The sequence below is a fragment of the Noviherbaspirillum sp. ST9 genome (genome assembly GCF_048799745.1).
Classification (GTDB): domain Bacteria; phylum Pseudomonadota; class Gammaproteobacteria; order Burkholderiales; family Burkholderiaceae_D; genus Noviherbaspirillum.
Window position 1 is genome coordinate 65595 of sequence record NZ_JBLWFR010000004.1, and the last position, 14652, is coordinate 80246.

The window sequence follows — 14652 nt, forward strand, 5'->3', positions numbered from 1 at the left end:
CTAAGCGGCGTTCGACATGCAATCCTGTTCGTCGACGAACAGCGGCAGTCTTACCCGGAAGGTTGTGCCCTTTGACACCTCGCTGTCAACGTCCAGCTGTCCACCGATCTGATGCACGTATTCCCGAGTTTCGAATACGCCGATGCCCATGCCTGCCGCCTTGGTCGATTCGAAAGGCCGGAACAATCGTGCACGGATGAACTGCTCGCTCATCCCGCTGCCGGTATCGATCACCTCGATGACCGCGCTGCCTTCCTGCTCGGTCAATCGAACGGTGACTTGCCCGTCGCGTGCGGTGGCTTCGATGGCGTTTTGTATCAGGTGGCCGATGACGCGCTCAAGCCGTGCTGAATTGGCAGAAACGGCCAGCCCTTCGCGCTGTACCTCGAGCCGGGGTTTCGGATCGGCCGCGCTTTTCGACGCGATCGCCTGATGCAGGATCCTGTCCAGCGAAACCGGGCCGGATTTTTCCGTCGTCGATTCGCGGTTGAACTTCTGCAAGAGTACTCGCATTTTGTGCACGGCATGTTCGATCGTCTCCAGCATATCGCGCTGGAATTCCGCACTGCCCTTGTGCCTTTCCGCGTTCGCAACGAGCAGCGCGAGCTGCGACACCAGGTTCTTCAGGTCGTGCACCACGAAGGTCGACATGCGGTTGAATGTTTCAAACTGGCGTGCGACAGCCAGCGCGTCCGCGGATTGCTGCTTGGCGAGATAGCCAGCCGTCTGGATGCCGACGATCTTGAGCAGGTCCAGCACTTCCCAGTTCAGCGTGATCTTGCTTCGCGGCCGCGACAGGACGACAAATCCGAGCAGCGTCGTGTTCTGTAGCAAGGGCACGATCAGCCAGGCTTGCGGAAACCTGCGCAGCCAGCCCGGCAGGGTCAGCCCCTCATATTTCTCGGGCTGTGTATCGTACTCCTGGATATCGATGATCCACTGCCGGTTCCGAAGGAACGTGCATAGTGAGCCGTCAGCGGGTTCCGGTGCATTGGGAAAGGACGTGTTCCATTCGGCGACGACGACACACTCATCGGATTCGTTGCGCATGTACAGGACGCCCTTGGGACTTTCCACCAGTTGCGCAATCGCTTCGATCGCCCGTTCACCCAGCTGGGGACCTTCCACGGACAGCATGCGCGTGAACTTCAGCCACTCTTCCCGATAGTCGTAGCCATAGTTGTAGAAATGCTTGCTGATGAATACCTTCAACCATGACCGGAACGTGCCGGAAAATAACACCGCGATGAGCAGGAAGAACGCGCCGAACAGGAAAGTGACCTGCAACACCGTCCCCCATTCGCCGCCGAAAAAACGCAGGTAATAGCCGGCGGCCGCGACGGCCAGCAGATAAAGCGCCGACCCGATCAGCGTTACCGAATGGAACAGGATGCGGCGCGATACCGAGATGCCGACCGACCAGTCGGGGTTGCGGGCGGCGGACACGGCGATGAGCGGGACAGCAAAGGCAATGGCGCCGCCGCGCGCCGCCCATATCTCGGCATTTACCTGGCGAAACAGCAGGGCGTCGACATACAGATAGAAGTCATAGGCGAACAGGCCGCCGATGCCGAGGCAGGCGAACTTGATGCCCCACCGCGATTTTTCAGATGTGCTCCTGAACAGCTGTTCGATCAGCAGCATGCCCATCACGGCCATCACGATGAAACCGATGCTGCCACTGAGCGTGCCGGCGATCTCGCTGACAATGCCATCGGCCGCATAGGCGAGGAGGTAAGCGATCAACAGCACGCCATAGATTCCGGCGAAGAGCAGCACCTGCTTGCTGGCGCGATAGCCGGCGATGATGAACGTGCGGTACGACGGACTGAGGACGCCGAGCAGAAAGGCGCTCCAGCTGGCATTGCGCAGCATTTCCAGAAGGCCGATATGCATCGAGATCGGCATGTTGCGCATCGTGATCAGGACGATCGAAGCCGACCACACCACGGTGACGCCGCAGGCGAGGACCAGCAATGCTCCGTGGCGGCTGCCGCGCCATTTAACGAGCAGCAGGGCGAACAGGAGCAGGTAGGCGGCCGTGGCTACCGAATAACTGACACCTGCAATCAGAGACCACATCAATGCCGTCCAAAGATCATCGGCTACCCTTGCCGAGAATGACTACCTGCAGCGTATCGATCAGGATCAGGAGATCGAGGAACAAGCTGTTGTTCTTGACGTAGTACAGGTCGTACTGCAGCTTCTGCACCGCATCGGCGACTGACGCGCCGTAGTGGTAGCGGACCTGCGCCATGCCCGTGATACCGGGCTTGATGCTGTGGCGCACGTTGTAGTAGGGGATTTCCTCGCACAGTTGCTTCACGAAGTAGGGACGCTCGGGACGCGGTCCGACGAAACTCATCTCGCCCTTCAGCACATTCAGGATCTGCGGGAATTCGTCGATGCGCAGCAGCCGGATGACGCGGCCCACGCGCGTCGTGCGCGGGTCCGATTTGGCCGCCCACTGCGGCGTGCCTCCGCGTTCCGCATCGACGCCCATGCTGCGGAACTTGAGGACCATGAAATGCTTGCCATCCTTGCCGACGCGCTCCTGTCGATAAAAGATCGGTCCGCGGTCCTCGAGATAGATCAGCAGCGCCGTCACAATGAGGAGGGGCATGGCGACGATCAGCACGGCAATGCTGACCACCATGTCGAAGGTCTTCTTGCCCAGCGTACGGAAGAAGCCCTGGTCGAAGCCGTTGCCGAAGACGAGCCAGCTCGGCTGCAAGGAATCGACACGGATCTGACATGCCTCGCGTTCAAAGAAGGCAGCCGAATCCGTCACCTTGATTCCGTTGAGCTTGCAGGTGAGCAGATCGCGGATCGGCAGCGCGCCGCCGCGCCGGTTCTGGACAGCCACAATGATTTCATTCACGTTCAGTTGCTTCGCCAGGTCATACAACGGATCGCCGAAATTCATCGGCAGCAGCGCCGTTGCGGGAACACAGCATTCCTGATCCTTCGTCGGAACATAGCCGACGATCTTGTACTTGTGATTCAGGCGGCCATCCTGCGCAAGGATCGTGCACTCCTGCGCGAGAGCGCCCGCGCCGAGAAACAGAAGGCGCGATTCGAGGAGGCTGGTCTGCGCCGATTTGAAGAACGCCATGCGCGTGACGAGGATCGCAGGCACGGCGACGATGAACATGAAACCAAGGATGCCGCGACCCATATAGAGATCCGGCAGCACATAGAACACCAGCGTCATCAAAACGAAACCGAGTACGCATGCCGGCATCAAGCGCAGGAAAGTCACGCGGAAGCTCTCGCGGAAAACGATCTGGTACATGCCGAATGCGCTCATGCTGCACACCATCACACCGGCGAATGCAATCGCCGAGGTCAGCATGCTTTCGCGCTTGAATGCTTCGGGAATATCGAGGTCGAGAAAGCGAAGCGATACGCCGAGATAAGCAGAGCCGATCAGCACAAGCAATTCGACGAGAAGCAATGTGACTGCCGCCGCAGAGACGAAGTGGTTGGAAATCCTTAACATCTGTTGCTCTCCCGAATCTTTTGTCTTTGCTCTACGCGGGGATGCGACGGTACCACCGTGCAATTTTGACAGGAGTCATAAATGTAACAAAATATAACGACTTTTAGTTCAGCATGTTATTGATTTTTGTACACAGATGCACAATATGTTTAGTGCACGTGTTGAGTTTTTGAAAGTGTGTTTCGCATGCACCACAATGAAGTGCGAACACGCGTCCCACATATATGGGATTTCGCGCGAGTTTTCACTTCCACGCGAAAAAAATATCGCGCTTCAACAAAAGAAGAATATTTCTCTTCAGAAATAGCACTGTGATTTCGAACCCTTTATCGATCGCGCCGTTCATCCTCACACTGGCCTTCGGCGCAGCTGCGGCTCGCGCACAACATCTCGATGCGAACACGATCGACAACACCGAAGAGCTTGTCGCATTAGGGAATCGATACCAGCATGGCGAGGGAGTGGCGCGCGACTTGCCGCAGGCACTCGCCATCTATTGCCGTGCAGCAAAGCTGGGGCACGCGCAGGCGTTTTACGAAATGGGCTGGATGTATGCGAACGCACGCGGCGTCGAACGAGATGACGGTATGGCCCGACATCTGTTCGAGCAGGCAACGAAGCACGGACATCAGCATGCAGCGCAAATGCTTCAGCATATGCCCGCCTTGCCCGAGCCAGCGCCACTGGCCTGCCTGCAACCGGAGGTCGTCGTCAAAAGCGACGAAGACCTGGATGAACATCCTTTTCCGCGCGGTCCGATTTTCGACATGGTCAACCGACTTGCGCCAAACTACGGTGTCGACCCGCGCTTGGCCCTCGCGGTGATCTCTGTCGAATCAGGATTTCAGCCGAAAGCCGTCTCACCCAAGAACGCCCAAGGCCTGATGCAGCTGATGCCCCAAACCGCACAACGCTTCAGGGTACGCAATGCCTTTGATCCCGAAGATAACGTCAAGGGCGGACTCGCCTATTTGCGCTGGCTGCTCGCGTATTTCCAGGGCAACGTGACGCTCGTTGCCGCGGCCTATAACGCCGGCGAGCGCGCGGTTGAATCGCACGGCGGCATCCCTCCGTTTGCCGAAACCAAAGACTATGTCCGCAAGATCACCCGGCTATACCGAAAAGCCGTCCATCCCTTCCAGTCCCATGTCGTCGATGCCTCGCCGTTGATGACGCGCCTGTCCCTTGCGCGCAAATAGCGCCGTCGTCCAACATCGTCGAATTAATTTACACCCGACGCGAGTTCAAATCTCTAAGTACTTCATTTTGCTCGAGATTTGTCGAATGGCACTCTTTATGCTTTCAATGAAAATTGTGACAGAGAGCAATATTGTCGCGGCCGGTCGCGCTGCTGGAATTCTGCCCGCCCGTTAGGACGGACGACCATTGCGATTGCAGATCGACCTAGCCGTATGTCAGGCCAGGGAGGCGCAGTCGCACTTGCGCTTCCATACGTGAAGGGAAACTCTTGATGAAGACCAACACGCAGGACAGCCAGAGGCGATATGACCCCAACCGCCTCATGGATGCTCTCAAGGATATGTTGCATTTGGACAGCGATATTGCGCTATCTCAAGTACTGGAAGTTCCACCGCTTGTGATCAGTCACATTCGCTATCGGGGGTATCCCGTTGCGCCATCCATTCTGATCAGGATGCATGACATCACACGCCTGAGTATCCAGGACCTGCGCGACATTATGGGCGACCGTCGAAAGACGGTGCGGACAAGCTACGACATGGTGTTCCTGTCCAACCCTGACCTTCCGGAGCAGAGAGAAGAGCAGCTCCAGGCCGGAAAGAATGAGCGTGCCCTCTACCTCTTCATGGCGGCCGGTCTGCTGTATGTCGCGTGGTATTTCATCCTGCATTGAATTTGCGCACGACTGTTTCTTCTCCGCATCATTTCACACCTGTTTCTTTCAGGTGGGCAACACCTTCCCCCTCTCGTTTTCACCTCGTGCGATCTGATCGCAGTGATTTCCCATTTTTTCGTTTCCACAGCCACCAGAATTCACACATGAGCGTATGAAGTTTTGTTAATCTCTAGGAAAAATTGCAATAGAGATGCATTGCGCACATGCATGGTCGGTGACCGGATGAGAATGACTGCGTCATCCTTGCATGGCGTGTTTCTGGTCCGCTGTTTTGGCATATTCCCCAACAATCTAAGTTGAGAACAAGCATGAAAATCGAAACCCGGGTCATCACGACACTTGCACTCGTCATGAGCTGTGCCGGCCTGATCACTGCGTGTGGCAAGAACCAGGATACGCAGGCGCTCGTGTCCGAAGCAAAGGCGTATCAGCAAAAGGGCGAATTCAAGGCCGCAATCATCCAGTTGAAGAACGCAGTCCAGAAGAGCCCCGAAGACCGCGAAGCGCGCCGGTTGCTCGGCATGATTTACTACCAGGTGAATGATCCACTTTCCGCAGAGAAAGAGTTGAGGAAGGCGCTAGAACTAGGCGCTGCGCCTGCGGACGTATTGCCTACCTTGGGCAAGGTCTTGCTTCTCCAGGGGCAGTTCCAGAAAGTGCTGGACGATATCAAGCAGCCTGCCAGGGAAAAGCCGGATGCGCAGATCCTGGCGGTACGTGGCGAGGCCTATCTTGGCCTCGGCAAGCGGAACGACGCAAAGGAAATGCTCAATGCCGCGTTGGCGGAAAATCCGGATAACGCGGAAGTGCAAATCGGACTGGCCAAGGTCGTGCTTGCGGAAGGCGATATCGAGCGTGCCGCATCGCTTGCCGAGCAGGCGGTTGCAAAGAACCCGGCGAACGTCGACGCGTGGCTGTTCAAGGGCGACCTGATGCGGCTGCGCCGCAAGCCAGAGGATGCGCTCGCCGCCTATGCCAAGGCCACGGAGCTCCGCCCGGCCAATATCGTTCCCTACCTGTCGCGCGCGCACATCCACATCAACGCGGGAAAGTTCGACGCCGCGAAGGCCGAGCTGGACACGGCGCGCAAGCAGGACGCGCAGTCGCTCCACATCACCTACACCCAGGCGTTGCTCGACTTCAGTCAAGGCAAGCACGCGGCAGCACTGGAGTCCATCCTGCAGGTCCTGCGTGTGTCGCCCGACCACATGCCATCGGTATTGCTGGCCGGAGCAACGCAATACGCACTCGGATCGACACAGCAGGCGGAACAGCATCTCAAACGCTATCTTGAACGCGCGCCCGGCAATCCGTATGCATCAAAGCTCCTTATCGCAACGTTGCTGAAGAATGGCGATACAACCCGCGCCCTGAAGCTTCTGACGCCGATGCTCAAGGATGCTGACAAGGACCCGCAGCTGCTGACCCTCGCAGGCGAAGCCTACATGCACGCCAGGGACTTCACCAAGGCGACCGAATACCTTGAAAAGGCAAGTGCACTGGCACCCGATACCGCCATTATCCGCACCGCGCTCGGCATGAGCCGCCTTGCCCAGGGCGAAGACGCACGCGGCATCGCTGAGCTCGAGCTGGCCACCAACATGGATCCGCAACCGAAACAGGCGGCCGCGCTGCTGGTCATGACGCACATTCGAAAGAAGGAATTCGACAAGGCAATCGCCACGGTCGCCAAGCTTGAAAAGGACGAAGCGACCAATCCCCTCCTGCAAAACCTGAAAGGTGTCGCCTACCTCGGCAAGAAGGACGCCGCCTCGGCGCGCGCCAGTTTCCAGAAGGCGCAGGCCTTGCAACCCGACTACTTTCCTGCCGTCGTGAGCCTTGCTCGCCTCGATGTCCAGGAAAACAAGCCCGACGCCGCCAAGAAGCGCCTGGAGGCTTTCCTTGAGGTCGACAAGAAGAATGCGCAGGCGATGGTCAAATTGTCCGAGCTCGCCATGTCCCAGGGCCGCAAGGAAGAAGCCACTTCCTGGCTTGAACGCGCAAGCAACGACAACCCGGGCGACCTGAAACAGGCTACGATGCTGGCCACGCATTATCTGCGATTGGGGGAAAAACAGAAGGCGTTCACCCTCGCGCAGAAACTGCAGACTGCAAATCCCGGCAGTGTCGAGGCACTCGACTTGCTGGCGCAGGCCCAGTTTGCCAACAACGATCTTGCGGCTTCCCTGCAGAGCTACAAGAAACTCGCAGTGCTGAACCCCGGCTCGCCGATCACCCAATTCCGGATCGCCTCCGTCCACATGGCGATGCAGAACCAAAACGGCGCCACCGATGCCCTCAAATCGGCTTTGAACATCAAGCCCGACTACCTCGAAGCCCAGCTCGCGCTGGCCAACATCGAGATTCAGCGCGCCAATTATGAGCAGGCGATGAAGGTCGCAAAGCAGATTCAAAAGACGTCGCCCAAAAAAGCAACCGGTTACATGCTTGAAGGCGATATCTTCATGACGCAGAAAAAGGCAGAACCCGCGTTCAAGGCCTACGAGCAAGGCTTTGCAAACAGCAAGTCAGGTGCGATTGTGATCAAGATGCACCAGGCAATGCAACTCGCTGGCAAGGGCAAGGAAGGGATCGTGCGTGTCGGTCAGTGGGTCAAGGAGCACCCGACGGACACCATGACGCGACTTTACCTTGCGTCGGCCTACGCGGCAGACCAGCAATTGCCTAACGCGGTCGAACAATACCAGTCGGTCCTTCAATCGGATGCCAAGAACCTCGTCGCGCTGAACAACATTGCCCTCGTCTACCAACAGCAAAAGAATGCGCGCGCCCTCGAATATGCCGAGAAGGCATTCAGCATCGCACCCGAGAACGCCGCGGTCCTCGACACGCTGGGCGGGATTCTCGTCGAACAGGGTAACCTGACTCGCGGCCTCCAGATGCTGCAAAAGGCCGTCACACTGGCGCCTGAAGCGCCCGGTATCCGGTTCCATCTGGCCCAAGGACTGTTCAAGCAGGGTGACAAGGCACAGGCGCGCAAGGAGCTTGAACAGCTGCTGGCGAGCGGAAAGTCTTTCGAGCAGGCTGACGAGGCGCGATCGCTCCTCAAACAGCTCAACTAGGGGCAACAACAAGAATAAACGTCCCGCAGGAATTTCGCTGCGGGAAGCACTCACTCGAGACCAAAAAAGCGGGGACCTCATACATGCTCAGTGCTGATCAGGGAGTCGGTGGCGCATTCGCGCGCAACCATTTTCCGGTGTTTGCGATGGAAACAAGCCGGAACATGATCGAATCTGCTTTGGCGCCGTCGGAGCCTTCCGATGCAGTTGTCTTGAGCGTCAAGGACTTCAAGATACGTCTCGCCGATACCGACGCTGGAAGAAACTCCGCCAGCATGTTGATCGACAAGATGTACTCCTGGCGAGGCTATGCGGGCGTACAGCCGGTCCAGGCCAGCCCGAACCGGATCACCCTGACCGCCTACATGAAGGAAGAACTGATCGGCACCGTGACGCTCGCCATCGATTCGCCCATCGGCCTCCTGGCCGATGAAATCTTTCAGGATCAGCTGGATCGCCACCGCGGTCCCGGGCGCAAACTATGCGAGCTGACCAAGCTCGCCATCGATGCCAAGGTCGACTCTAAGTTCGCGCTGGCATCCTTGTTTCATATCTGCTTCATCTATGCCTGTCGCCTGCATGACTGCACGGACGTCTTTATCGAAGTGAATCCGCGTCATCGCGCGTATTACGAGCGGGTTCTGGGATTTACCAGGCTCGGCGAGCTGAAGACCAATCCGCGCGTCAACGCGCCTGCCTTCCTGCTATGGCTCGATCTCGAACACGTCGAACAGCAGATACTGAAGCACGGCGGTACCAGCGACCAGGCCGGTGCCTCGCGTTCCTTGTATCCCTATTTTTTCTCGCCCCGCGAGGAGGCAGGCATTACCCAGCGACTGATCAACCTGAACTGAGCGGCGTCGACGCCCAAGTCAACGCCGCCCAATCCGACATGGGAGACCGCACATCATGAACCTGACAACCGCACTCGGCGAATGGCAAGCAATTCTCGGCGCTTCGAACGTGTTGCAAGGCGACGATGCGCAGGCTGCGTACGACAAGGATGCGAGCGGGATCAAGAGAAGGATCCCGGCGGCGCTTCGCATCCATGACGCGGGTGTCATCCCAGAGGTGATGCGTGTCGCTTCGCGGAACAAGGTGGCCGTCTATCCGATCAGCACCGGACGCAATTGGGGATACGGCACTTCCCTTCCCGTGCAGGACGACTGCGTCATCCTTGACTTGTCCGGCATGCGGAAGATCGTGCATTTCGATGCCGAATTGGGCGTCGTGACCGTCGAACCCGGCGTCACGCAGGCCATGCTGGCCGAATTCCTCGACAAAGGGAACTACCCTTACCTGGTACCCGTCACTGGCGGCGGACCACAGTGCAGCCTTCTGGGAAACGCACTCGAGCGCGGCTACGGCATCACGCCGTACACGGACCATTTTTCCGCCGTTACCGACATCGAGGCGGTGCTCGCCGACGGTACGCTCTACCGTACCGCGCTCAGGGAAGCCGGCGGTGATGACTTGGCCCGCCTGTTCAAATGGGGTCTGGGCGCGTATTCCGCGGGCCTTTTTACGCAAAGCGGGTTTGGTATCGTCACCCGCATGACGATTGCCCTTGCGCGCCGTCCGGAATGCGTCAAAGTGTGCTTCTTCAGCCTGAAGGAGGACAGCCTGCTTGAGCCGGCCGTGGAAGCGATCCGAGCGGCCATCAGCCGATTGCCGGGCACGATCGGCGGCATCAACCTGATGAACCGCCATCGCGTTCTTGCCATGTCCGCACCCTATCCGACTGACAGGATTGGTGCTGACGGCCTTATCCCCGATGCCGTCGTCCAGGAGCTCGGGCGCCAGTATCAGGTGCTCCCGTGGACGGGTTTCGGTACCGTCTACGGAACGCGCCGCATGGTCGCGGCCGCGCAAAAGGAAATGAAGTCTGCGCTGGCCGGAATCGCCAGCCGGCTGGTCTTCATCAGTCCTGGCGGAGCCATGGCACTGTCCAAGCTGGCGCGATTGCTTCCCGGTGCCGCCGGACAGCGCCTTGGCAGTACGTCGAACACACTCGCCAAAGCCTTGGAACTGGTGAATGGACGTCCAAACGAAACCGCGCTCCCCCTGGCTTACTGGCGCAATCCCAACGCCCCGCAAGGGAGTGCCCTGGATCCGTCGCGCGACGGCTGCGGGCTCATCTGGTACGCGCCGCTCGTACCCATGCGTCCGGGGTCAGTGCGTGCCTATGCCGATATGGTCAAACGCGTCACGGTGGCGCACGGCATCGAGCCATTGATCACGTTTACTTCCATTAGCGACAAGCTCTTCGACAGTACGGTCCCGATCATTTTCCGACGCGAGGACGAACATGCGGTAGCCCGCGCCACGGCATGCTATGAAAGCCTGCTGCAAGAGGGGCGGGTGTCGGGATTTTTTCCATATCGTGTCGGGGTCAACACCATGCCGACAATCGCCGGCCTGCAGAACGATTCCCTCAGGTTTCATGCGCGCTTGCGCCAGGCAGTCGATCCTGACAACTTACTGTCGCCCGGCCGCTACCAATAATTCCACAACTGCTGCCTGTCGAGATTTTTTACATTGACAAGAAGTAACGAGCAAAAGCGAGTACCGAGAAGAAAGAAAATCTCTAAGAAACAATGACTTGTATTTTTGACCGGCTCTTGGCACGGCACATGCTTTAGCCATTGCAGCAAGGAAGGATTAAGGTCAGGAAACCGATTCTCAAAGGAGATTTTCAATGAAACTACTCAAGAAAGTGCTGGCGACAGTCGCATTGGCCGCAGCAGCCGCCACGTCGGCACAGGCCAGCACGATCAATGTCGGTGGCGTTGTCTGGGATCCGGACGCGGCACTGGACTTTAGCGGTACAACGGCAACGCTGTCCCAGTTCATCAACCCAGTGACCGGTGTGCTGTCAGGTTACGGTGTGCTGACGACAATCAACGGCACGGGCTCGGCCACATTCTGCCCCGGCTGTGAACTGACCGTGGAATATGGCGGCTATACGCCGATCGGAGGAGCGCTTATTCCGAACCCAGCGGGCTTTGGTACGCAAATCTTCTATAGTGGCGGCTTCGTGAAGGTGTACGTCGACAAGACGCCGAATGCGAATCCCGCAGACCCGTTGGCGCTGACGGCGGCAACGGCGACGGACGGAGATTTGTGGTTGGAGCTCGCCGGCCATGCCATTAATGGTGTCACGCTTACCGGCTTCAACTTCCTCCCGAGCTTCCTTCTCGGTCAGGGCTTGTGGGATGTCGTTGGTGGTCTCGCACAGGGGAACCTGGACACGAACACGATGGAAGACGGCGCAGACCTGTCGTTCACTAACAGCTTCACCAAGTTCTTCCCGACTGGCTCGCCGCTCATTTCGACGGGTACGGGCAACTTCGCTGGCAACAGCATTCCGGAACCGGGCTCGCTGCTGTTGCTGAGCTTGGGCCTGCTGGCAATTGCCTCCGCACGCCGCCGCAAATCGAGCTGACCTCCTGCCTCAACTCGTCGCATTTCATTGCGAAGAGATTTAAGCTGCCGTTCAGCGAAAGCTGAACGGCATTTTTGTCTCGGCAGCGCACCCGCACGGGGCGCCAAGTGCATGGCAGTCACCCCGAACGCACGACAGTATCGCCAGATCCAGATGTATCTCGCTCCAATAATCACGCGCTCGAGCTTCTCCAGCTGCCGTCATTTCGACTTCACTTTACGACGAACAGGGAGGCGAGCTTGGCAGCGTTCCCTAGTTCGCAATCCTGCAGTGACAACCAAGCGGCCAGGATGCGAAACACCCTAATGCTTTTTATAAATCTATCTGTTATATTCAGACAACTTTCACATACGAAGGTGAGATCCCTATGAGCGTCGTTGCCGTTGTTGGGCTCGGTTATGTCGGACTTCCGCTTGCTGTCGAATTTGGAAAAAAACAAGCGACGATCGGCTTCGATCTGTCCGTTAGAAAAGTAAAGAGCTACAAAGAATTCATCGACCCGACCGGTGAATTATCCTCAGAAGAGCTTCGCGCCGCGCAGCACCTGAAGGTGACGCATGATCCGGCCGACCTGGCCGAAGCGGACTACATCATTGTGGCAGTACCGACACCGGTAGACCTCGCGCACCAACCCGATTTCGGCGCACTTGCAGGCGCGAGTGAAGTCGTCGGCAAGCACATGAAGCGTGGCGCAGTCGTTGTGTTCGAATCGACCGTATATCCCGGCGCAACGGAAGAGGTGTGCGTCCCGCTTCTCGAAAAGCATTCCGGAATGACTTGGAAAACAGATTTCCACGTCGGCTATTCTCCTGAGCGCATCAACCCCGGCGACAAGGAGCACACGCTCACTTCCATCCTCAAGGTCGTTTCCGGCGACGATGCCGAAACACTCGAGCGCGTCGCCAAGCTGTATGAAACCGTTGTGCGCGCCGGCGTGCATCGCGCCTCCAGCATCAAGGTGGCCGAGGCCGCAAAGGTCATCGAAAATACCCAGCGCGACCTGAACATCGCCTTGATGAACGAACTGGCGATCATCTTCGACAAGATTGGTATCGACACCACCGAAGTGCTGGAAGCCGCGGGAACCAAATGGAACTTCCTGCCTTTCAGGCCCGGCCTGGTGGGCGGACATTGCATCGGCGTCGACCCCTACTACCTGACGCACAAGGCAGAAATGATCGGTTACCATCCAGAGGTCATCCTGGCAGGCCGCCGCATCAACGACAACATGGCCAAGTTCGTTGCAGAGAAGACGGTCAAGGAAATGATTCGTGCCGGTGTCAACGTCAGCGGCGCGCGCGTCAACGTCCTCGGATTGACCTTCAAGGAAAACTGCCCCGACCTGCGCAACTCCAAGGTCGCGGACGTCATCAATGAACTTCAATCCTATGGCGTCACAGTGCACGTGCACGATCCAGTCGCCGACCCGGCCGAAGCTCGTCACGAATATGGCATCGAACTCGAAACCTGGGAAAACCTCCCGCGCGCCGATGCCATCATTGCCGCCGTCTCGCACAAGGAACTCCTGGCACGACCACTTTCCGATTTCATGGCAAAAGTGGTTCGCAAGGGCTGCTTCATTGACGTGAAGTCCAAGTTCAATGCAGCTGCACTCAAAGACACGGGCATCACGGTGTGGCGCCTCTAAGGAACGCGATACCTGCAGCGGCGGCGACATGACCAAATATCAGGAAGCACAAGACCATCTGCGTCAACATCAGTACTCGTGGCTGGTCACGGGGGCCGCCGGTTTCATTGGCTCCAATCTCGTCGAATCGCTGCTGATGCTGGGACAGAAGGTAACCGGTCTGGATAATCTCTCAACCGGTTATCTGCACAACCTTGATCAAGTCGAGCAGATTGTCGGATCCGACCGCTGGAGAAATTTTCACTTCATCAAGGCAGATATTCAGTCCTTTGATGATTGCGTCAAGGCCACCGAGGGTGCCGACTTTGTTCTCCACGAAGCCGCGCTAGGCTCGGTGTCCCGCTCGATCGAGGATCCTATCCTCACGAACGGCAGCAATATCAGCGGCTTCGTGAATATGCTAGTTGCCGCGCGCGACGCCGGCGTGAAGCGATTTGTCTACGCGGCGTCAAGCTCGACGTATGGCGACCATCCCAAGTTGCCGAAAGTCGAAGAAGAGATCGGCAAACCACTTTCTCCATATGCCGTCACGAAGTATGTGAACGAACTGTATGCTGATGTGTTCGGAAGAACGTACGGCATGGAGTCGATCGGGTTGCGCTACTTCAATGTGTTCGGCCCCAGGCAGGATCCCGACGGTGCCTACGCTGCTGTTATCCCGCACTGGATCGCAGCGCTTATCAAGAATGCCGAGCTCGCAATCAACGGCGATGGTGAAACCAGCAGGGATTTCTGTTACGTGGAAAACGTCGTGCAGGCGAATATTCTCGCCGCATTGACGAAGGATAGCGCAGCCGTCAACCAGGTCTACAACGTCGCCCTCGGCGATCGCACTACGCTCAACGAGCTCTATCAGACATTGCGCACCGTACTGTCCGACAAGTTCGCACATCTGCATAACCACAAACCGGTTTACCGCGACTTCCGAAAAGGGGACGTCAGGCATTCTCAGGCCGATATTTCGAAGGCGAGGAAACTGCTCGGTTTTGCACCGACCCATCCAATTGACATCGGGCTTCGCCAAGCAATGGACTGGTACGTTCGGCGTTTGGCGTCCTGACCGGAGCCGATCGCGTAAACCCCAATGCAATAAAGCGC

Annotated in this window: 10 protein-coding genes; 8 read left to right on the top strand and 2 right to left on the bottom strand. The window is 57.7% G+C overall.

From position 1 onward, the window contains the following. A complete protein-coding gene (gene prsK / locus ACNOHI_RS09485) occupies positions 1 to 2082 on the bottom strand; it encodes an XrtA/PEP-CTERM system histidine kinase PrsK (RefSeq protein ID WP_420474423.1) in 2082 nt (693 codons plus the stop codon). 16 nt (positions 2083 to 2098) lie between these two features. After that, a complete protein-coding gene (locus ACNOHI_RS09490; protein ID WP_420474424.1) occupies positions 2099 to 3502 on the bottom strand; it encodes a TIGR03013 family XrtA/PEP-CTERM system glycosyltransferase in 1404 nt (467 codons plus the stop codon). A gap of 224 nt (positions 3503 to 3726) precedes the next feature. On the opposite strand from ACNOHI_RS09490, the gene ACNOHI_RS09495 reads away from it, so the two are divergent. The 8 genes from ACNOHI_RS09495 to ACNOHI_RS09530 all read left to right on the top strand — a co-directional run bounded on the left by ACNOHI_RS09495 (position 3727) and on the right by ACNOHI_RS09530 (position 14614). Further along, complete coding sequence (locus tag ACNOHI_RS09495) at positions 3727 to 4701, top strand: lytic transglycosylase domain-containing protein (protein WP_420474425.1); 975 nt, start codon at positions 3727 to 3729, stop codon at positions 4699 to 4701. Positions 4702 to 4973: 272 nt separating this feature from the next. Then, a complete protein-coding gene (locus ACNOHI_RS09500) occupies positions 4974 to 5375 on the top strand; it encodes a hypothetical protein (RefSeq protein WP_420474426.1) in 402 nt (133 codons plus the stop codon). 311 nt (positions 5376 to 5686) lie between these two features. Then, a complete protein-coding gene (gene prsT / locus ACNOHI_RS09505) occupies positions 5687 to 8461 on the top strand; it encodes an XrtA/PEP-CTERM system TPR-repeat protein PrsT (RefSeq protein ID WP_420474427.1) in 2775 nt (924 codons plus the stop codon). Positions 8462 to 8625: 164 nt separating this feature from the next. After that, the gene (locus ACNOHI_RS09510) at positions 8626 to 9315 is read left to right on the top strand and encodes an N-acyl amino acid synthase FeeM domain-containing protein (protein WP_420474428.1); all 690 of its coding nucleotides are present in this window, start codon (positions 8626 to 8628) and stop codon (positions 9313 to 9315) included. A 55-nt stretch (positions 9316 to 9370) separates the two neighbouring features. Continuing rightward, entirely contained in the window at positions 9371 to 10966 is a 1596-nt protein-coding gene (locus tag ACNOHI_RS09515; RefSeq protein WP_420474429.1) for an FAD-binding oxidoreductase, read from the top strand. A gap of 193 nt (positions 10967 to 11159) precedes the next feature. Further along, positions 11160 to 11906 (top strand): PEP-CTERM sorting domain-containing protein, encoded by a 747-nt coding sequence (locus tag ACNOHI_RS09520; RefSeq protein ID WP_420474430.1) that lies wholly within the window; start codon positions 11160 to 11162, stop codon positions 11904 to 11906. 367 nt (positions 11907 to 12273) lie between these two features. Beyond that, on the top strand, positions 12274 to 13554 hold the full coding sequence (locus ACNOHI_RS09525; RefSeq protein WP_420474431.1) for a nucleotide sugar dehydrogenase: 1281 nt from the start codon (positions 12274 to 12276) through the stop codon (positions 13552 to 13554). 28 nt (positions 13555 to 13582) lie between these two features. Beyond that, positions 13583 to 14614, top strand: coding sequence for an SDR family oxidoreductase (locus ACNOHI_RS09530; protein WP_420474432.1), 1032 nt, complete (start codon positions 13583 to 13585; stop codon positions 14612 to 14614). The last annotated feature ends 38 nt before the right edge of the window (positions 14615 to 14652 follow it).